Origin of the sequence: Nocardia mexicana NBRC 108244 (assembly GCF_001613165.1) — a bacterium.
Lineage (GTDB): Bacteria > Actinomycetota > Actinomycetes > Mycobacteriales > Mycobacteriaceae > Nocardia > Nocardia mexicana.
Genome location: NZ_BDBV01000034.1, coordinates 1 through 19703, shown reverse-complemented (window position 1 = coordinate 19703; position 19703 = coordinate 1). Strand labels below are relative to the sequence as shown.

22 protein-coding genes and 1 pseudogene are annotated in these 19703 nt (G+C 69.0%); 7 read left to right on the top strand and 16 right to left on the bottom strand.

The genetic code is table 11. The annotated features are described in order from the left end of the window. From NM1_RS14030 to NM1_RS14005, 6 genes are all read right to left on the bottom strand, one after another. Entirely contained in the window at positions 1-867 is an 867-nt protein-coding gene (locus tag NM1_RS14030) for an ABC transporter permease (protein ID WP_068019441.1), read from the bottom strand. Between the two features lies 1 nt (position 868). After that, positions 869-1729: an ABC transporter permease gene (locus tag NM1_RS14025; protein WP_068019438.1), complete on the bottom strand. Its 861-nt coding sequence runs from the start codon at positions 1727-1729 to the stop codon at positions 869-871. Between the two features lie 272 nt (positions 1730-2001). Then, positions 2002-3084, bottom strand: coding sequence for a calcium:cation antiporter (locus NM1_RS14020; RefSeq protein ID WP_114699740.1), 1083 nt, complete (start codon positions 3082-3084; stop codon positions 2002-2004). A gap of 69 nt (positions 3085-3153) precedes the next feature. Further along, positions 3154-4116, bottom strand: a complete 963-nt coding sequence (locus tag NM1_RS14015; RefSeq protein ID WP_068019430.1) for a DUF389 domain-containing protein — start codon at positions 4114-4116, stop codon at positions 3154-3156. Positions 4117-4386: 270 nt separating this feature from the next. Continuing rightward, positions 4387-5511 (bottom strand): PheS-related mystery ligase SrmL, encoded by a 1125-nt coding sequence (gene srmL, locus NM1_RS14010; protein ID WP_068019427.1) that lies wholly within the window; start codon positions 5509-5511, stop codon positions 4387-4389. Positions 5512-5975: 464 nt separating this feature from the next. Continuing rightward, the gene (locus NM1_RS14005; RefSeq protein WP_068019425.1) at positions 5976-6872 is read right to left on the bottom strand and encodes a LysR family transcriptional regulator; all 897 of its coding nucleotides are present in this window, start codon (positions 6870-6872) and stop codon (positions 5976-5978) included. Positions 6873-6942: 70 nt separating this feature from the next. Here NM1_RS14005 and NM1_RS14000 point away from each other — a divergent pair, with 70 nt between their 5' ends. After that, complete coding sequence (locus NM1_RS14000; RefSeq protein WP_211339475.1) at positions 6943-7458, top strand: GNAT family N-acetyltransferase; 516 nt, start codon at positions 6943-6945, stop codon at positions 7456-7458. A 50-nt stretch (positions 7459-7508) separates the two neighbouring features. Here the strand turns inward: NM1_RS14000 and NM1_RS13995 are convergent, their stop codons facing one another. Next, on the bottom strand, positions 7509-8330 hold the full coding sequence (locus NM1_RS13995) for an alpha/beta fold hydrolase (RefSeq protein ID WP_114699734.1): 822 nt from the start codon (positions 8328-8330) through the stop codon (positions 7509-7511). Between the two features lie 102 nt (positions 8331-8432). After that, the gene (locus NM1_RS13990; RefSeq protein ID WP_068019416.1) at positions 8433-9020 is read right to left on the bottom strand and encodes a TetR/AcrR family transcriptional regulator; all 588 of its coding nucleotides are present in this window, start codon (positions 9018-9020) and stop codon (positions 8433-8435) included. Between the two features lie 85 nt (positions 9021-9105). Here NM1_RS13990 and NM1_RS13985 point away from each other — a divergent pair, with 85 nt between their 5' ends. Next, the gene (locus NM1_RS13985) at positions 9106-9504 is read left to right on the top strand and encodes a nitroreductase family deazaflavin-dependent oxidoreductase (RefSeq protein WP_068019413.1); all 399 of its coding nucleotides are present in this window, start codon (positions 9106-9108) and stop codon (positions 9502-9504) included. Positions 9505-9509: 5 nt separating this feature from the next. Here the strand turns inward: NM1_RS13985 and NM1_RS13980 are convergent, their stop codons facing one another. Next, a complete protein-coding gene (locus tag NM1_RS13980) occupies positions 9510-10445 on the bottom strand; it encodes a phosphotransferase (RefSeq protein ID WP_068019411.1) in 936 nt (311 codons plus the stop codon). A 166-nt stretch (positions 10446-10611) separates the two neighbouring features. Continuing rightward, on the bottom strand, positions 10612-10935 hold the full coding sequence (locus tag NM1_RS13975; protein WP_068019409.1) for a rhodanese-like domain-containing protein: 324 nt from the start codon (positions 10933-10935) through the stop codon (positions 10612-10614). An 86-nt stretch (positions 10936-11021) separates the two neighbouring features. Here NM1_RS13975 and NM1_RS13970 point away from each other — a divergent pair, with 86 nt between their 5' ends. Beyond that, complete coding sequence (locus NM1_RS13970) at positions 11022-11483, top strand: MarR family winged helix-turn-helix transcriptional regulator (RefSeq protein WP_211339473.1); 462 nt, start codon at positions 11022-11024, stop codon at positions 11481-11483. A gap of 64 nt (positions 11484-11547) precedes the next feature. Here NM1_RS13970 and NM1_RS13965 read toward each other — a convergent pair whose 3' ends face one another. After that, entirely contained in the window at positions 11548-12162 is a 615-nt protein-coding gene (locus NM1_RS13965) for a class I SAM-dependent methyltransferase (protein ID WP_246011560.1), read from the bottom strand. 80 nt (positions 12163-12242) lie between these two features. Here NM1_RS13965 and NM1_RS13960 point away from each other — a divergent pair, with 80 nt between their 5' ends. Together NM1_RS13960 and NM1_RS13955 are read left to right on the top strand one after the other, a co-directional pair. Beyond that, complete coding sequence (locus NM1_RS13960; protein WP_068019406.1) at positions 12243-12728, top strand: MerR family transcriptional regulator; 486 nt, start codon at positions 12243-12245, stop codon at positions 12726-12728. A gap of 50 nt (positions 12729-12778) precedes the next feature. After that, on the top strand, positions 12779-13495 hold the full coding sequence (locus NM1_RS13955) for a VIT1/CCC1 transporter family protein (protein WP_246011543.1): 717 nt from the start codon (positions 12779-12781) through the stop codon (positions 13493-13495). A 337-nt stretch (positions 13496-13832) separates the two neighbouring features. Here the strand turns inward: NM1_RS13955 and trpS are convergent, their stop codons facing one another. Continuing rightward, positions 13833-14831, bottom strand: a complete 999-nt coding sequence (gene trpS, locus NM1_RS13950; RefSeq protein ID WP_068019401.1) for a tryptophan--tRNA ligase — start codon at positions 14829-14831, stop codon at positions 13833-13835. A gap of 280 nt (positions 14832-15111) precedes the next feature. Between trpS and yczE the strand changes: the two genes are divergently transcribed. After that, on the top strand, positions 15112-15735 hold the full coding sequence (yczE, locus tag NM1_RS13945; protein WP_068019483.1) for a membrane protein YczE: 624 nt from the start codon (positions 15112-15114) through the stop codon (positions 15733-15735). 30 nt (positions 15736-15765) lie between these two features. On the opposite strand, the gene NM1_RS43945 is transcribed toward yczE, so the two are convergent. Continuing rightward, positions 15766-16410, bottom strand: a complete 645-nt coding sequence (locus NM1_RS43945; protein WP_246011542.1) for a response regulator — start codon at positions 16408-16410, stop codon at positions 15766-15768. Further along, positions 16407-17576 carry a sensor histidine kinase gene (locus NM1_RS43940; RefSeq protein ID WP_068019480.1) on the bottom strand — a complete coding sequence of 390 codons (1170 nt, stop codon included), beginning with the start codon at positions 17574-17576 and terminating at the stop codon, positions 16407-16409. The genes NM1_RS43945 and NM1_RS43940 overlap by 4 nt, the downstream gene beginning before the upstream one ends. Before the next feature lie 126 nt (positions 17577-17702). Between NM1_RS43940 and NM1_RS13930 the strand changes: the two genes are divergently transcribed. Beyond that, positions 17703-18650 (top strand): SDR family NAD(P)-dependent oxidoreductase, encoded by a 948-nt coding sequence (locus tag NM1_RS13930; RefSeq protein WP_068019398.1) that lies wholly within the window; start codon positions 17703-17705, stop codon positions 18648-18650. A 7-nt stretch (positions 18651-18657) separates the two neighbouring features. On the opposite strand, the gene NM1_RS13925 is transcribed toward NM1_RS13930, so the two are convergent. Together NM1_RS13925 and NM1_RS43025 are read right to left on the bottom strand one after the other, a co-directional pair. Next, entirely contained in the window at positions 18658-19305 is a 648-nt protein-coding gene (locus NM1_RS13925; protein WP_068019396.1) for a pentapeptide repeat-containing protein, read from the bottom strand. A 34-nt stretch (positions 19306-19339) separates the two neighbouring features. Next, a pseudogene (locus NM1_RS43025) lies at positions 19340-19703 on the bottom strand (hypothetical protein); the annotation flags it as partial.

Below are 19703 nucleotides of genomic sequence, written 5' to 3'. Positions count from 1 at the left end.
CTACCCCGTGAAACTGATCGTCGCGTTGAAACCCCACAGCGCGAGGGTGAGGACCATATCGATGGCCACGATCGCCACCGAGGAGGCCCGCACCGCGCGCCCGGAGGCGATGCCCACGCCCTCGGGGCCGCCGGTGGCGAAGAAGCCGTAATAACTGTGGATGAGGATCACCACGGTCGCGAAGATCGCCACCTTGATCACCGCGGCGATCACGTCGAACCCGGAGACGAACTGGAAGAAGTAGTGGTCGTACACCCCGGCGGACTGGCCGTGCACCAGCGTGATCAGCCCGCGGCAGGCCAGATACGACAGGATCAGGCCGATCAGGAAGGTCGGCACGATCGAGATGGCGCCGGAGATCACGCGCGTGGTCACCACGAACGGCACCGAGCGCAGGCCCAGCGCCTCGATCGCGTCGATCTCCTCGGAGATGCGCATCGAACCGATCTCGGCGGTCATACGGCACCCGGCCTGCGCCGCGAAGCCGATGGCGGCCGCGATGGGCGCGAGTTCGCGGGTGGTGGCGTAGGCCGAGACGATGCCGGTCACCGGGCCCATGCCCAGCATGTTCAGCATGGTGAACGACTCCACGGCCACCGAGGCGCCCATCACCAGGCCGAGCACGATCATCATCGGCACGGTGCCGCCGCCGACGATCACCGAGCCCCGGCCCCAGGTCATATCCGAGATCAGCCGCAGGGTCTCGTCGCGATACCGCTTGAGCGTCAACGGAATCGACGACAGCACCTGCCAGACGAAGGCGAGCACGAAGCCGACGCCCTCGACGCGCGCGAGGATCAGGCCGCGGCGGCGGTAGAAGCGCGCGAACCAGCCCAGCCCCTTCGGGGCGTAATGCGATACCGCCATCTCAGACCAGCCTCGTGGGCAGGAACATCTCGACCACCTGGGTGATGCCGAGGTTCACGACCGCGATCGATACCACCGACAGCACCACGGCCGCGTTGACCGCGTCGGCGACGCCGCGCGGGCCCCCCTTGGCCTCGAGGCCGCGCTGGCAGGCGATGACCACCACGAGGAAGCCGAAGATGACCGCCTTGAGCAGCGACACCCACACGTCGGCGGCGGTGGTGAACGACCCGAACGTCGCCCAGTAGCTGCCGGGCGTCACGTTCTGCCCGCCGACGGCGACCGCATAACCGGCCACCACGCCGACGAAGATGATCAGGATGTTGAGCAGCGGCGCGACGAAGATCATCGCGACCAGCCGCGGGATCACCAGCCGGTGGATCGGGCTGATGCCCATGGTGTTGAGCGCGTCGATCTCCTCGCGGATGGTGCGCGCGCCCAGGTCGGCGGCGATCGCGGCCGCGCCCGCGCCGCCCAGCAGGAAGCCGGTGGCCAGCGGGGCGCCCTGCTTGATGACGCCGAGGCCGCCGGTGGCGCCCAGCAGCGAATCGGCGCCGAGGGTGTGGATGAGGTTGCCGACCTGCACCGAGACGATAACGCCGAACGGGATCGCGATGAGCACGGCCGGGATGGCCGTGACGGTCACCAGCCGCCAGGCCTGCAGAATCGCCTCGCGCCACTGGAATTCGCGCCGCGCGACATCACTCGCGGTGCCGACCACCGATTCGCGTGCGATATCCACGGCCCGCCCGAAGGTCCGCAGCGCCGACACGATCGTGTCGGAGAAGTTCTTGCGGACGATACGAACGGCAACTCGCTTCTCGGACAGCGCGCTCGAGGCAGCCCGAGTCACCGGCGCCATGCGGGGGTCCGGTGGGGCCTGTGTGTCTCGAGTTTCACAATCGCTCTCTCCGTGATCGGCAACACTGCCAACACGAAGCTAATCGTTACAACTAGTTACAGTAAAGCCGATCACGGTGTGAGCATCACCTCGAATCCGGTCGCCCACAACTTGCCGGACCTGCTGGTCAGCTGTACAGATATTGCGTACAGAAGCATTCTTGTAACGTGTTATCAGCGCATATCTGTTATCAATGTGCCCCACACCACATAATCAGTTAACTGAGAGCGCATTCACGGACTCACCGCCAGGAAGACGAATCCGGCGAACAACACCAAGTGAACTCCGCCTTGCAGCAAGGTTGCCCGGCCCGGGACAACGGTCAGCACACCCACCACGACGGTCAGCGCCAGCAGCACCATCTGGGTGGCGCCCAGCCCGAGCGTCAGCGGGCCGGAGATCCAGATCGAGGCCAGCGCGATGGCCGGAATGGTCAGGCCGATACTGGCCATCGCCGAGCCGAGGGCCAGGTTGAGGCTGGTCTGCACCCGGTGGCGTCGGGCCGCGTTGACCGCGGCGAGCGTCTCCGGCAGCAACACCAGCATCGCGATCACCACGCCGACCGCCGAGCGGGGCAGGCCCGCGGCCTCGACCCCGTCCTCGATGGCCGGAGACACCAGCTTGGCCAGACCCACCACGCCGACCAGGGCGATCACCAGCAGCACCAGGCTGAGTACGGCCGTCCGGACCGAGGGCTTCTCGCCGTGCTGGCCCTCCGCGGCGGCCAACTCGACCGGCAGGAAGTCCTCGCGGTGACGCACGGTCTGCACCACCACGAACAGGCCGTACAGCAGCAGCGACGCCACCGCCGCGAACACCAGCTGGGCGCCGGAGAACTCCGGTCCGGGCTTGCTCGTGGTGAACGTGGGCAGCACCAGGCTGAGGGTGGCCAGCGTCGCGACGGTCGCCAGCGCCCCGCCGGTGCCCTCGGCATTGAAGACCGCCACCCGCCGCCGCAGCGCCCCGACCAGCAGCGACAGGCCGAAGATGCCATTGCAGGTGATCATGACCGCGGCGAAGACGGTATCGCGGGCCAGCGACGAGGCATTGTCGCCGCCCGAGGCCATCAGCGTGACGATGAGGCCGACCTCGATGACGGTCACGGCCACCGCCAGCACCAGCGACCCGAACGGCTCACCGACCCGGTGCGCCACCACCTCCGCATGCTGCACGGCCGACAGCACCGCGCCCACGAGCGCCAGCACCAACACGATCATCACAGGTCCGGACGGGTGAGTTACCCAGCCGATCGCCAGCACCACGGCGGCCAACAGCGGAACAACGGTCGTCCAGTATCGGGAGATCGCACGCACCATGATCTCCATCGTCCCAGCGAATTGCGGGCATTCCGAACGAACGAGACATGTGCGTCTCTTCGCGGGGGGTCACAGCATCCGGCGCGGATGCACCATCGCCTTGGCGCGGCGGATCGCGACCCGCGACCACACGGCCTGCTGCAGCGCCAGCATGGCCCAGCCGGCGACGGCCATTCCGGCCACGTTCACCAGCAGCTGCAGCGAACTCCCGCCGATCGCGGAGCCGACGCCGAAGGCCATGCCGAGCGCGATATTTCCGGCGGCCGGAACGGTCGTCACGGAAATGAACACGCCCGCCATGGCGGTCGCCTTCGACGAGGTCAGGGACAGCACACCCGCGGCGCCCGCGACCACCGCGACGATGAACGACCACTTGTCCGGCGTGTAGATGAAGGCCGTCCCGGGGCGCGGCCCGATCACATCGTCGAGCGTGATCCAGCCGAGCCCACGGCCGATCAGGGCGAGCACGAAGGTGACGACGATGGCCGCGGCGAAGCCGAACACCAGGGTTCGGACGGCGAGTATGCCGAGCACGAGACGCCGCCGCACCAGCGCCACCCCCAGGGCCGCGATGGCGCCGAACTCGGGGCCGAGCACCATCGCGCCGATGACGAGGATCTGCGAATCGGCGATGATGGCGATGCTCGCGATCACCGTCGCCATCGTCATGAAGCTCAGGTAGGTCCAGTTGAGTTCGGAGGATTCGTAGGAGCGCTGCGCGACGTCGGCCCAGACCACAGAATCTGCGGCGCTGCCCGGCGTGCGGGTCTCGGCCTCGAAGCCGCGCCGCGACAACCAGGTCGGCACCGGCTCGATCTCGATGCTGCCGCACTGGTGGACGCCGAGGCCCCGCAACCGCTCGACGACATCGTTGGCCGCCTCCCGGGCGACGTTCGCCGTGACGACATCGCCCGGCGGCCGCACCGCCGCGCCACGCATCACCGCCAGGCTGCTGACGCTGTCGTCGCAGTCCAGCGCCCCGAGCACATCCTCGGTGAGATCGGCCGGCGCCATGATTCGCAGGTGCAGCATGGCCACAGTCTGCCGTGCTCCGAGCACCACAAAGCAGCACCACGCCCGGCATCGGGAATCCGCCTCGCCTCCCGGTCTCCGGCACACCGCTGAACATCCCGGCACCCTACCGTTTCCGACGTCCCTCCGGGGCCCACCCGATCCCCGACGGACCTACTCAATTTCCCGGCGGGCCTACCGACCCCCGGCGAGCCCACTCAATTCCCCGGCGGGCGCACCGACTCCCGACGGGCCCACTCGATTCCCCGGCACGCTTTTGGCCGGGGCGATTCAGGCCAGCTCCGAGACGGGGCCGATGTGGATCGCCCGGTAGACCTCGTTGCGGAGGGCATTGGCTTCCGTATTGGTGAGGGTGCGGGTCAGTGGCCGGATCACAAGCCGCACAAGGGCATTCGATTGACCGGAGGTTGTGCCGAGGCGAATGCGCACCGGCTCCGGAAGATCGCCGTGGCGGGTTCGGGCGAGCACGTGGATCGACTCGATATCGTCGGCCCGCTCGTCGAGGGCGGCTCGCACCATGTCACCGAGGGTCTCGTCGTCGATCTCGTCCGGGACCACCACGGACAGGTCGCGGCGGATCGGCGGCATCGCGGACACCGGTCGCCACGGGCTCAGATCCCGCATCTGCTCCGCGATGCGCTCATCACCGGCTCTCAGGTAGCGGATGTCGGGGATTCCCTTGCGCAGCATCAAGGCTCGATCCACCCCCATGCCCAGGGCCAGACCCGACCACCGTGCCGGATCGAGTCCGGCCCCACGCAGGACGCGTTCGGCGATCAGACCGCACTCGGCGAGCTCGAGCCATTCCCCGGCATGCCACACGTCGACCTGACGGCCGTCCCGGGTGTACGGATGCCGTGCGGGCACCATGCGCCATCGCGCGCCCGGAAGCACCGATTCGACCAGGCGGGCGACCACGATCCGCAGATCCTCGGCGCCACAGGCCCGTCCGGACCACAGCCGCCACAGGTCGACCTGCTGAGGTTCGCCGACATGGATGCGGTCGACCACATCGCGGCGATAGGCCAGGCCGGGCAGCACGATCAGCTCGTCCCTCGAATTGTCTTCCGCCACCTGAGAATAGCCTCGCAGCATGGCCGGGATATCGGCCGACGTGTGACTGCGCAACATCGTGGTCGGGCTCAGGTACCGGGTGTACCGCGCGTCGCGGGTCACGTCCTCGGGGTCGTAGCCGAGCAGATCGTAATTGTCGGTGATCGCGACGATCGGCGGTGTACGAACGATTCGCACGGTGGTGGACGGCCAGGCGGCGGTAAGATTGCGAATCACGCTGTCCAGCAAGGCTTGTGCGGCATGGTAGCCCTGCGCCGGATCGGTCAGATCCCGCACGGACAAGGCACGGGACAGCTCGGTGGGAGTGAGATAGGGGGACATCGGAGGGCTCCTCGCGGTCGGTCGGATCGAGACGACCCCCGGCCGACGACCACGGGAACTACGCGAATGAGCGCATGCGAATCCACCCGCGGCACGTCGGCCGGGGGTGCATAAATCGCCTGCGTAGGTCCACGTTCTCAGGATAAATCCCGCCGCAACCGAATTCACCAGCCCGGATACCGCACCGACACTCGACTACCCACCCGTGCTCCTGCGCGTCCCCCACCCAAATTCCCGGCACGTTGCCCACCCACGTTCCCGGCACGTTGCCTACCCACGTTCCCGGCACATTGCCTACCCACATTCCCGGCACATTGCCTACCCACATTCCCGGCACATTGCCTACCCACATTCCCGGCACGCCCCCACCCATATTCCCGGCACGTTCTTGGCCGGGATCCACACCCTCGCGACGGTGGATTCTGGCCGAAAGCGTGCCGGAAACGACGGTGGGTGCTGATCCCCTACTCGGACTGTTCGCTCGGCAGCAGGGCCAGGAAGTTGCGGACCAGGGCGCGGTCGTCGTCGGTGCGGTGAACCGCGTAAACCGTTGTGGTGGCCTCGGTTTCGGCGAGGGGGAGGATGCGGACGGTCTGCGGTGCGGTGAACGTCGCACTGCGCGGGGCGACGGTGATACCCAGCCCCTCACCGACCAGGTAGAGGATGGTGGTCCAGTTGTTGCCCTCCTGCACGATGCGGGGCATGCGACCGGACTCCACCAGCGGGCGCAGATTCTTGTCGTGGGCGTGCGGGCCCGCCGCCCGGGGGAAGAACACCAGGGGATCGTCGGCGAGTTCGGCGCCGGTGATCTCGGAGCGATCCGCCAGGGGGTGATCGACCGGCAGCACCGCCATGAACGGCTCGGTGGCCAGCGGAAATACCACCGTCCCGGGCTGCTCGTCGGGGTCGCGCACGATCGCCATATCGAGCGCGCCATGGCCGAGCTGCGCCATCATATGGGTGGTGTAACCCTCGATGAGTTCGATCTGAACCAGCGGATAGCGGTCGCGGAACTGCCGGACGCTCCGCAGCGGTTTCAGCGGCAGAACCGACGGGACGAAGCCGAGGTAGAGGCGGCCCTGACCACCCTGGCCGATGCGCGCGACCTCGTCGAGGTCGCGCGTCGCATGGCCCAGGATCGCCGCCGCGCGTTCCCGCAGCACGTCACCCGCCGGTGTGCAGGCGACGCTGCGCGAGGTGCGGTCGAAGAGCCGGGTGCCCAGCATCGTCTCCAAGCGCTGGATCTGCTGGGTCAGCGCCGGCTGGGCGATATGCAGCCGGGCGGCCGCGCGACCGAAATGCAGTTCCTCGGCGACCGCGAGGAAGTACCGCAGATGCCGCAGCTCGACCCCGTCAACCATAAGTTCACGATATCAATCCGACCAATCAAGTATTGGACGTGATGATTCATTGCCGGGCAAGCTGACCAACGTGACACAGCAGACCGAACCCGTTGCCCCCGAACAGACCGATTCCCTCGTCGTCGAGCCCATGTCGGGCCCGGCCGATGCGCGGGCGTTCAAGGAGCTCAACCTGGACTGGATCCTCGAGATCTTCTCCCTCGAACCCGCCGACAGCGTGCTGCTGGACAATCCGGAGCGCGAGATCGTCGCCAAGGGCGGGCAGGTGCTGATCGCCCGCGACGGGGACGAGATCGTCGGATGCGTGGCGCTCGTCCCCGAGGGCGACCACGGCGAATTCGAACTGTCGAAGATGGCCGTCGCCCGCGGTCTGCGCGGCCGCGGCCTGGGCCGGATCATCCTGCGCGAGGCGATCGAATTCGCCCGCCGGGAGGGCGCGACCGCGCTGTTCCTCGGCAGCAGCACCAAATTGCGCAGCGCCGTGCACCTTTACGAGTCGGTCGGATTCGTGCACGTCCCGAGCGATCAGATCGGGCCGATGCCCTACGAGCGCGCGGACGTGTTCATGCGATACGAGTTGAGCTGAGCCACAGGGATTTCGAAGATCTCCGGCGCTACCGGTCTCGACCGGCCGTACTACGGCTCCGACGGGACCGGATCGGCGCACTCGAGTTCGTCCAGGAAACCACCTACCGCGCGGGCGACTCCGGCGGGATCGTCGTCGTGGATCCAATGCCCGGCGCCCGCGAATTCCACCAGACGGCTGCCGGGGCGGCGGGCGACCATCTCGGCGGCCGACTCCACAGGAAGCATCGAGGTGTGTTCCCCACGCAATACCAGTGCGGGACATGAGGACCCGAGCCAATCGGCCCACCAGTCCCCGATTCCTCCGGCCTGCACCGCCATCATGTCGTCCCAGTCGAACAACAGGCGCCAACCGTTCTCGGACGGCACCGCACTCTGCATGAAGTAGCCCGGGTCGGGGATACCCTGGGCGCGAATCGCCTCGGCCAGTTCGTCTTTCGTGGCCGCGGCGGCGGGCCAGCCGCGCACGTCCAGCATCGGGCGCGCGATCTCCGGTGACCGCATCACCGGGCCGACATCCTCGATGATCAACGCCGACACCAGGTCCGGGCGCCGGGCGGCGAGACGATAGGCGGTGATCCCGCCGTGCGAATGCCCGAGAACCACGGCCGGCGCGAGCCCGAGGGCCTCGATCAGTGCGGCGGCGTCGGATACGAAGTCGTCGCTCGCATAACTCTCGGCCCGCCTGGAAAGGCCGTGCCCGCGCTGGTCGGGTGCGATGATCCGCGCCCGCCCGGACAGTTCGCGCGCCAGCCCGGCAAAGATGCCGCCCCGGCCGAAACTCCCGTGCAGCGCCACTATCGGCCGCCCCGAGCCGCCGAAGTCCAGGACCGGAATCTCGGCATCGCCGAGTCGCACCCGCTGTTCACGCACCGAATCATTCTGCGGGACGGCGCAACCGATTTTCTCGCCTCGACTCGGTGTGGATCGGGCGGACAGGCGCTTCCGCTATCGCTCGTCCGGGCCAGCGATCGTTTACTCTCCGGGCTTTGCCAAGTGGGTGTCGATCACCGGCGCGACCCGGGTCACGAGTTCGTCCAGCGACTCGGAGGCGATCGGCTCCACCTGCAGGATGTAGCGCAGATAGGCGATGCCCAGCAGCTGCGCCATCGACAGGTCGATCCGCAGTTCGGCGTCCGGACCCGGCAGGGCCGCCGCGAGCTGGGGATACAGCTGCTGCTGGATGAACTCGCGGACCAGGGCTGCGGAGTCCTCGTGCGTCGCCGCCCCCCGGAGGATCGCCAGCAGCGGGGCGCGAGACTGCGGCCGATCCCATGCCTCGAAGAACACCCGCGTCAGCCGCTCCCCCAGCTCGTCGCGGTCGCCGTCGATGACGCGACCGGCGATATCGGCCGGATCGAACGGCCAGCCCATGGTGGCCCGGAACAGCTCGGCCTTACTTCCGAAATAGTGCCTGATCAGCGCGGGATCGACGCCCGCCGCGGCCGCGATTTCGCGCACGGAGGTCTGCTCGTACCCCGCGTCGGCGAACTTTCCGCGCGCGGTGTCCAGCAGCACCTGCCGGGTATCGGTCTTTCCTGGGCGTCGTCCGATCGGGGGCATGATGCCGGAAATTCTACAGTCGTTGACTTTCCTCCCGGCGCGGGGCTAGCCTGACATCAGAAACTCAACAAGTGAGGAGTTCCCGATGCCTGCTCCGCGATGGGTTGCCCGGGCCAATAAGTTCGGGCTGAACAGGCTCACCAGGTTCATCGCCCCTTGGGCGCCGGGTTGGGCGGTGGTCGTCCACCGGGGACGCAAGTCCGGCAAGACATTCCGGACTCCGCTGTGGGCCTTCCGCCGGCGCGGCGGGTACGTGATCGCGCTGACCTACGGGCCGCAATCGGATTGGGTGCGCAATGTGCTCGCGGCCGAGGGATGCGAGCTCGAAAGCCGAAGGCACCGTTACGAAGTCGGAAATCCCAGGGTCTATCGCGATGAGGACGCCAGCGATATGCCCGCATTCATACGGTTCATGCTGCGCTACGTGATCCAGGCGCCGGACTTCCTGAGCGTCGACGTGGTGCGGGAAGTCGCGACGGCCTGATCGGCCTACCCGTGCTGGAAGCGAGCCAGAGACTCGCTCAGCACCCGCAGCCGCCCCTCCCGGAACTCCGGCATCTCGTTCTCCAGTGCGTGCAGCACGTCCAGCGCCGGATCCGCGCACGCCCAGAATCGCAGCTTCGCCTCCTGCCGCGGATCGAGCTCCGTTCCGCGGCAATGCTGTACCCGCCGAACGAATTCCGGGCCGGCATCGGGGTACAGATAGCACAGGTCGTAGTCGGGATCGCCGATCTCGACGTCCCCGAAATCGATCAGGCCGGTGATCTCCGTGCCCGTCACCAGCAGGTGATCCAGGCTCACATCGGCGTGCGTCAGGGCCGGGCGGTAGTCGAAGTTGGCGTCGTCGCCGAGGTAGTTCTCCCACGCCCGCAGCAGCACCGACGCCTCCGACTCGGGAAGCAGCGGAAGTACCTCGGCGCGAACGGCTTTCAGGTCGTCGGTGAAATCCGCTCGCAGATCCCAGGTTTCGATCCCGAGCTCGCGGGCGCGGGCCACGGGAAAGGCATGAACGCCCTCGATCAGCTCCGCGATCCGGCGGGCCGTCCCCGGCAGGTCCAGCAGACCCCGCGCCTTCCACTGCTCGTCCGACAGTGACTCACCGGGGACCGCCGGGTACACACAGAATTCGCCGGGCCCCAACGGGTTCGGCGCCGTGAACAGGAACCGCGGAATCGGGACCGAGAGCCGTTCGGCCAGCTCCGGCAGCAATACGGCCTCGTGCGCGATCCCCTCGGCGCCGTGCGGATCCTGCGGCAGCCGGAGCACATACGACCCCTCCGGCCGCTCGAGCAGCAGCGCCACGCTGTCCATCCCGGCACCGAGCCTGCGGAGCGCACCCGCAGCCAGCTCCGGGCGCGGTGACACGGCAAGCGCATCGCGAACCCGCGCCTCCCAGTCGTCCGGCAACCGCACACTCGCGCTCATGTCCACGGCAAATATCGTACGGATCGGCGGGAGCGCTCCGACCACGGTCGATGCAGCAACGCCAGCACAGCCTGCCGCCGCCGACACGATGACGCCGCACCCCGCCCGCCGGGCCGCCGCCGCGGGATCGCGGAGAATCGCCGGGCGGACGAGGTCACCGAGGTCCTCAGCTCTCGACGGGCAGGCCCGCCTCCTGCCAATCCGCAATGCCCTCACGGTATTTGCGCACGTTCGTGTAGCCCAGTGCCGTCAGCTTGGTGGCCACGTGCTGACTGTTCGCACAGGCCGCATTCGAGCAATAGGTCACGATCGCGGCACTCTTGTCCGGAAGAAGTTGCGGCGCTTTGAGTTCCACGTCGGTCTCGACAAGCTCGAGGGCGCCGGGCAAGTGCGCCTTGGCGTAGTACTCCCCACCGAGCGCGTCGATGACGATCACGGACCCGGCCTCGATCTCCGCACGGAGGTCGTCACGGGTGATCAGTTCGGTCATGGCAATGCCTTTCGTCGGCACAATTTATGTGCGTGTGCACGCTACTAAAAATGTGCGCGCGCACGCAAGTGGCTAGGATCGGTGCCGTGCCGAACTCCGAGAACCGCATTCGCCCGGCCGTGGGCGCCTGGTCGGCGCTGCTTCAGGTGCACGCGAAGCTGGTCCCCGAGCTCGACGCCGAGCTGCGCCGGACCACCGGGCTGCCGCTGAGCTGGTACGACGTCCTACTGGAGCTGGACGGCCCGGACCGATTGCGCATGAGCGACCTCGGGGAGCGGGTCGTACTGAGCCGCACGCGGGTGAGCCGCCTCGTCACCGAACTCGAGACACACGGACTTCTGCGCCGCGACACCAACCCGGACGATGGACGCTCGGCCTTCGTCAGCATCACCGACGCCGGGCGGCGGCGGCTCCGGGAGGCGGCGCCGCACTACCTGGCCGGAATCGAGCGACGGTTCGCGGGGGTCGACCCCGGCGAACTGAACGCGGTGGCGGCAACCCTGCGTGCGGTGCTCGGACGGACCGACCTGCCGAATCCGGGTCGCTGAAACCGGCTCGGATGCACCGGCTCCCGCGGCAGCGCGCACGGGATCCGAGGTTGTCGCGTCCTGCTCAGGCCGGGCGGGCGACGAGCAGGTGCGCCGGGATCGGCTGATGGTCGATGACACGGTCCTCGACGGTCAGGCCCGCCTGCTCCAGCGCACCGATCACCTCCGCCACCGGGCGCAGCCGGAATCCGTAGGCGGTGAACGGCATCTTGGCCATCGCGTCCGGGTCGCCGATGCCCACCACGACCCGGCCCGTCGGGCGAAGCACCCGCGCCAATTCCGCACAGGCACGGTCGAGTTCGGGCACGAAGTAGACCGTGTTGACCGTGATCGCGGCGTCCAGGCTCGACTCGGCCAGCGGCAGTTCCGTGAGCGAGCCCTGCAGCACCCGCAGCCTGCCCGCACCGATATCGCGGGCGAACCGAGACTTGGCCCGCGCCAGCATATCCGGCGAGATCTCCACGCCGTGCACCGTGCCGTCCGCACCGACCCGGTCCAACAGCAGCGAGAGCCCCACGCCGCCACCGAAGCCGATATCGGCGGCGGCCTCGCCCGGGGCGACCGCGGCGGCCTCGGCGGCGCCCTCGATCGCGAATCGGTTGGAGCGGTTCAGCATGGCCGCCACGCCCTTGCCCAGCAGTCCGTGCGGATTGCCGAGCTGACCGGCGAGGGTGGACATCAGGCGTGCGGCAACGGGATTCACCCCACGCATGCTACCGGTCTTGACTTCAGGTCGGCCTGAACTTGCACACTGGTGGCATGAGCAGTGCCCCCCGGGTCCGAGAGACGGCGGACCTGTCGATCGGCGATCTCGCCGCCCGCTTCGGGCTGGCCACGCACGTGCTGCGGCACTGGGAGGATATGGGACTGCTCGCGCCGCACCGGGATCCGGCGGGGCGCCGCCGCTACCGCGAGGCCGATGTCGAGACCGCCACGCTGATCCTGGTCGCCAAGGGCATCGGCCTGTCGCTGGACGAGATCCGCACCCTGTTCATCGCCGCGCCCGACCGCGGCGCCCGCCGCGAGTTGCTGCGCGCCCACCAGGCTCGGCTGCAGGAACAGATTGCGCAGGCGCAGGCGGCGCTGACGGCCCTCGGACACGCGATGGACTGCGGGGCCGCCGATATGCGGACCTGCCCGAACTTCCGCGACCTGCTGGCGCGTGCGCTGCCCCTCGTCGGCGATCCCGAGCAGCGGAGCGGTCCGCTGCTGCGCGCCCTGACCAGCCACGAACCCGGCAACTGACCGCCGACAGATCCCGGGCCCCGCGGTGATCCGGGCATAGTCTGCTGATCGTGGACGACACCACCGGAACACATCCGCACGAACCGCATGCCGAGGGCCTGGCCGCCAAGCTGAACTGGCTGCGTGCGGGCGTGCTCGGCGCCAACGACGGCATCGTGTCGACCGCCGGTCTGGTGGTGGGTGTGGCGGCGGCGACCACCAGCACCACCCCGATCCTCACCGCGGGCGTGGCCGGACTCGTGGCCGGGGCGATCTCGATGGCCGCCGGGGAGTACGTCTCGGTCAGCACCCAGCGCGATTCGGAGCGGGCGCTGCTGTCGAAGGAGCGGCGCGAGCTCGCCGAAGCGCCGGACTTCGAGTTGACCGAACTCGCCGAGATCTATCAGCGCAAGGGGCTGTCGCCGGAGACCGCTCGAAAGGTCGCGGAGGAGCTGTCCGCGCACGACGCCTTCGCCGCGCACGCCGAGGCCGAATTGGGCCTGAACCCGAACGATCTCACCAACCCGTGGCAGGCCGCGTTCTCCTCGGCGGTGTCGTTCACCTGCGGCGCCCTGCTGCCGCTGCTGGCGATCCTGCTGCCGCCGGTCTCCTGGCGGATCCCGGTGACGTTCGCCGCCGTGCTGCTCGCGCTGGCCGTGACCGGCTCGATCAGCGCCCGCCTCGGCGGCAGCAACCCGCGCCGCGCCACCGCCCGGGTCGTGATCGGCGGGGCGCTGGCAATGGCCATCACCTTCGCCATCGGCCAGATCCCCGGCGTAGAGCATTGACACGCCGCTCCGCGACTTCGGAACTCTTGATGTGCAGGACCGTTCCGAGTCCGGCACCGACCAGCGCGCTGGAGACGATTCCCACGACGAGGTTCAGCACTCCGGTCGACGCCGCCGCGGGTAGCGCGAACCCGACACCGAACGCGAAGACCAGCACACCGGCCGTCGCGACCAAGGCCACAGTGAGCCTTCTATCCATGAGGTAACCCCCTGCAGGACACCGAGAATCGGCGCGACCCGATGACGGCTCGAGTGAGCGGCTTCCCCCGATTCGAAGACCGTCGCGCAAAGTCATATTGACGGTGCGGGCCGATCTTGCGCCAGTGCCGGGGACAGATTAGGGACCAAAGTCCTCGACCGCGGGCAGCAGCCCGATGGCCTCCTTGACCCGGTCGACCTTCCTGCGGGCGGGCCCGCGGGCGACACTCGCACCGCGGCGCAGCAGCTCCCGCACATGGTCGGGATCACCGGAGAGTTCCTCGTACCGCTGCCGGATCGGTTCCGTCACCGCCACAACGGCATCGGCGACCGCGTACTTCAGATCGCCGTAGCCATCCAGCTTCTCGGCCAGCAGATCGGGCGGGGCGCCGGTGCAGGCGGCCAGGATGGTCAGCAGGTTGGCGATACCCGGCTTGCCGTCGGGGTCGTAGACCACCTCGGTGCCGCCGTCGGTCACCGCGCGCATCACCTTGCGGCGCAGCACGTCCGGTGGATCGAGCAGGCGGAGAGAACCCGCGGCCGATACCGATTTACTCATCTTGCGGGCGGGATCGGCCAGGTCCATGATGCGCCCCGCTATCGGTGGGTTCACCGCGCGCGGGACCGTGAAAACCGCCCCGTAGGACGTGTTGAACCGGTCCGCGACATCGCGGGCCAGTTCGACGTGCTGGCGCTGATCCGCGCCGACCGGCACCTCGTCGGCGTCGTAGAGCAGGATGTCGGCGGCCATCAGAATCGGATAGGTCAGCAGCGATGTCCGCACCTGCCGCAGGCGCCGGGACTTCTCCTTGAACTGGATCATCCGCTGCGCCTGACCGTATCCGGCGACGCATTCCAGCAGGTAGTGCAGTTCGGTGTGCTCGGGCACGTGCGACTGGACCAGGAACAGGCAGCGTTCCGGATCGACACCGGCGGCCAGCAGTAGCGTGGCGAATTCCAGTGTCCGCCTGCGCACTTCGGCGGGGTCGTGGTCCAGGGTCAGGGCGTGCAGGTCGGAGACGAATACGACGGTGTCGCTCGACGACGTCTGCCGCTCGGTCAGCGGTGCGACGGCGCCGAAGTAGTTGCCGAGATGAAGGTCGCCCGAGGGCGTGAAGGCGGTGAGCCTGCGTGGCATGGTGGGTCCTTTCGGGGAGTCGATGCCACCCCTCGGGCCACCGCCCGGCGTGAACAGCAGACGGCCGCCCGATGGGGCGGCCGCTGAACGAGAACATGCGGAAATGCGGGCCGCCCTAGGGCAGCCACCACGCGAGATGAACGCTGATCCGCATACGCCGACGTTAGCATCGGCCGCGACCGGAGCACCACGGAATATCTGCGCTGGAACGGTCGTGCAGGGTCCAGCAATCGACCACTGGCCCTGTATCAAGGGTCCAGTAGTGCTGCATGCTGGCCGAATGTTGCTCCGCCGCCTGTGTGCCCTCTACGTCGGACTGTGGTTGTACGGATTCTCGATGGCCGTCATGATTCGCGCGGCGCTCGGACTGGACCCCTGGGACGTCTTCCACCAGGGCGTGGTGCGGCACGTTCCGATGAGCTTCGGGACCGTGACCGCCATCACCGGGGTGGCGGTGCTGCTGGCCTGGATTCCGCTCCGGCAGAAGCCGGGCCTCGGCACGGTGAGCAATGTCGTGGTGATCGCGATCTCGGTGGATGTCGGCCTGTGGTTGCTCCCGCAGGTGGAGGCGCTGCCCGTGCGGGTCGGTGCGATGGCCGCGGCCGTGGTGCTGAATGCGATGGCCACCGTGCTCTATATCGGCGCCGGGATGGGCCCGGGGCCGCGCGACGGTCTGATGACGGGTCTGGTGCAGCGCACCGGCCGCCCCGTGTGGGCGATCCGCACGGGTATCGAGGCGACGGTCCTGGTGACCGGGTGGCTGCTCGGCGGGAGCGTCGGCATCGGCACCCTCGTCTACGCCTTCGGCATCGGCCCGCTGATCCATCTGATGATCCCGCTGGCCGACCGCTGGCTTCCCGGATTCCACGACACCCGTCGCGAGCCCGAGCCGGTGCCCGCCTGAGCGGTGCGGTCGTCGTCGCGAGCCTTGCTGTCAGCGCGGACGCAGGCCCAGTACCGCGAGCCGAACCCGGTTGGTGGCACCGGTTTTCGCCATCAGATTGGCGACATGGGTCTTCACCGTGGTGATGCCCACATGCAGCCGATCGGCGATCTCCGCATTGGACAACCCCTGCGAAACCAGTGCCAGCACTTCGGCTTCCCGCGCAGTCAGGCCCGATACTGGTGCAGGGGGCGGGTTTCCGCGGGTGCCATGTGCGTTCACCGCCGAATCGACCACGCGCACCAGCACATCCGGCGAGAACGGTCGATCGCCCGCGGCCGCGCGACGGATGCCGTCGAGCAGGTCGGTCGGCGACGCGTCCTTGACGAGGAATCCGCATGCCCCGGCCCGCAGCGCCGGATACAGGTGCTCGTCGTCGTCGAAGGTGGTCAACACCAGCACCCGGATGGCCGGACGAGACGCGAGAATGGTTGCGGTGGCTCGGATTCCGTCCATGCCCGGCATGCGCAGATCCATCAGCACCACGTCCGGGCGGGCGCGTTCGGCCAGCCGCACCGCATCGGCTCCGGTGGCCGCCTCCCCCACCACCTCCAGGTCACCGGCGTTCTCACACAGCATGCGCAGCCCGGCCCGCACCAGCTGCTGATCGTCGACCAGCAGCACCCGGATGGTCACGACGCCCGTCCCGGCAGGTGTGCCGCCAGGCGCCAGCCGGTGGCGGTCGGCCCGGAGTTCAGGGTGCCGCCCAGCAGTTGGACCCGCTCGGACAATCCGATGAGGCCGACGCCGCCCGCCGTGACGGTGGCCGGGGCACCCTCGCTGGTCAGCAGGAAGTCCACCCCGTCGTCGACCGCGATGCCCAACCGCGCCACCGCATGACGGCCGCCGTGCTTGACCACGTTGGCCAATCCCTCCTGGGTCAGGCGCAGCACCGTGAGTGCCGACAGCGCGTCCACCGCGGCGACATCGCCCACCTCGGTGTCCACCCGCGGTCCGAGCCGCCGCGTCCGTGCCACGGCCGCCTCGATCGCCGCGGGCAGATCGCCCGGCGCGACGAACGACTCCCCCGCGCCGTCCGGATCGCGCAGGATCGTCACCAGTTTCCGCAGATCGTCCAGGGTTTCCTTGCCGCTGGCGTGGATATCGTCGAGCACCTCGCGCACGGCGGGCGGCGCCTCGGGCAGCGCGTGCCGCGCCACGCCCACCCGCAGCACCGTCGACGAGACGTGGTGCGCGATGAGGTCGTGCAGTTCCCGGGCGATCGCGGTGCGCTCCGCAGCCCTCGCGGCGGCGACCTCCGCGATCCGGTGCTGCGCCATCTCCGCGGCCGCGCGCCGAGCCCGGGCCGCGCTGTCGAGTGCGCCCCGCAGCAGCCCGCCGAGCAGCAGCGGCAGTCCGGCCATCACCACCGCCCGGTATCCGGTCGCGCCCGCGCCGCCCGTCCGATGCAGCAGATACGCGCCCGCGAGCGCCGCGGCTCCCAGCCAGGGCTGCCAATTTCCGCGCCGCGCAGCCAGTTCGGTGAGCGCCACCGCGGCCGCCACCTTCGCGACGACGGGGCCGGTGTGCCCGAGCTCGAATCCGAGCACCAGGATCCCCGTCGTCGCCAGCGACGTGGCCAGCGGCCACCGCACCCCGCCCGCCGTCGCGACCACCGCCGCCAGGCCGATCGCCCAATCGACGGGCGCCGCGGAATCGCTCAGCCAGAACAGGCATCCCGCGCCCAGCGCCACCAGCACGGCCAATCGCACCGGCACCGACCGCGGCGACAGCACCCACTCGATCCCGCGCAGCACGCCGGTCGAATCCGGATGTGTGGTGCGCTCCGCAACATCCTTCACGCTCACATCATGCCGCCCGGCGACCTCGCGCGTCTCCTACCTCGGGAGGAGGCGGCTCGTTCGGGCGGCCACAGGTCGGGCCCGCCGACCGATCTCGCACGGCGGTCCGCCGAGCACGGTGGTGACATGACCGATGAGGACATCGCAGCCACCGCCCGCCCGTCCCGGCCCAGCAGGCGCGCACTGCTCGGTACCATCGCCGCTTCGGGCGCGGCGGCGGGCGTGGCGGGACTGGCCGCCGGGGTGGCGCTGGGGGCTGATTCCGACCCGCCGCGCCTGCAGCCCACCCAGCGGCGATTCGAGCACAAGACCGTGCTGATCACGGGCGCCACCTCCGGCATCGGGGCCGCGGCGGCGCGGCTGTTCGCGGCCGAAGGCGCACGAGTGGCGTTCTGCGGCAGGCGAACCGAGCGCGGGCAGATGGTGGAGCGCGAGATTCGCGGCGCCGGAGGGGAAGCCACCTACTTCCGCGCCGATGTCTTGGTGGAGGACGAGGTTCGGGGGTTCGTCGACGCGGCCGTCGCGAAGTACGGCGGCCCGCACGTCGCGTTCAACAACGCCGGAATCACCATTCAGAAGAAGCTGCACGAGTACAGTGCCGACGACTTCGACCGCGTCCTCGGCACCAATCTGCGTGGCACCTTTCTGGCCATGAAATATCAAGTGCCCCCTATGATCCGGTCCGGCGGCGGCACCATCGTGGTGACCTCCTCGTCGAATGCGCTCGCCACCGAGGCCGGACGGAGCGCGTACACGGCGAGCAAGCGAGCCCTGGTCGGGCTGGTCCAGTCGGCGGCCCTCGACTACGCGGCCGACGGCATCCGGGTCAACGCGCTCGTCCCCGGCACCACCGACACCGACCTGGTCCGCAACCTCACCCCGATCGGCGGCCTGCCCGACGACGCCTACCAGGTGGCGATGCGGCAGTGGGCCAAATCGAATGTGCCCGGCCTCGGCCGCCTCGCCACCGCGGAGGAGATCGCCGCGTTCGCGCTCACCCTCGCCTCCCCGGAGCACCCCTACCTCACCGGTGCGCAGCTGGTCATCGACGGCGGCAAGACCGCCCACGCCTGACCCGGGTCTACTTGTCGCGCACGGTGATTCCCGCCGCCCGCGCGAAGGCCGGGGCGAGGTCCAGCAGCTGTATGGTGCTGATCGTGGCGCCCTTCAGGGACTCGATACCGGCGGTGATCTCCAGGGTGACCGCGCCGCGCAGATCGACGTCGTGCAGCGTCGCGCCGTGCAATGCGACCTCGTCCAGCCGGGTGCCCGGGAACTTCACCCGGGTCAGTGCCGCCTCGCCGAAGTCGGTGTCGCGCAGCACGCAGTCGGCGAACGTGACGTCCTGGAGCAGCGCGTTGCGCAGGTTCACCGAGTCGAACTTGCAGCCCTCGAACCGGATCCGGCGCAGCTGCGATCCGACGGCCTCCACCCCGGACAGCGCACAATCGACGAGTTCGGTATTCAGCCAGCCGGTCTGGCCGAGGTTGGTGCCGATCCACCGCACGTGGCGCAGCCACACATCGTCGAATCGGGTGTACCGCATGATGCCGCCGGTGAATTCGGTTGCGGTGAACGCGGATTCGACGAACTTGCTGCCGCCGATGTCGAGCCCCTCGAAGGTGACGCCGTCGATGTGCACACTCTCGTAATCGACATCGGATTCCGGCTCGGCATCGAAGGGCTCCAGGAACCGGGCGTAGGGCAGATCGGTCAGCTCGCGAGGCACTCCTGCACCCTAGGCGAGGGCCCCGACACCGCGGCTAACCGATCCCGGGGAACGGCGGGAACGGCGGCAGCGGGATGAGCGGGGGCGGCGGGGGCGGGGGCGGCGGCGCGGGCTCGGGAGCGGGCTCCGGCTCGGGCTCGGACTGCTCGGGCGCCGGCGCTTCCTCCTGCACGTAGGGCGCCACATACGGCTGGGCGGGCGCGGGCTCCTCGATCGGGGCAGCCGGGGGCTGCGGAATGCACACCCAGCCGCCGTCCGGGCCGTGTCCCCACTGCGCGATGATGCCGTCGTGCGAGCAGTCGTCGCCGACCCGGTGCTCGACGATCTGGGCCTTCGGAGTGCAGTTCAGGCTGCCGTCCGGCGCGGGCTGCCACTGTGCGACGATCCCACCGGCCGAG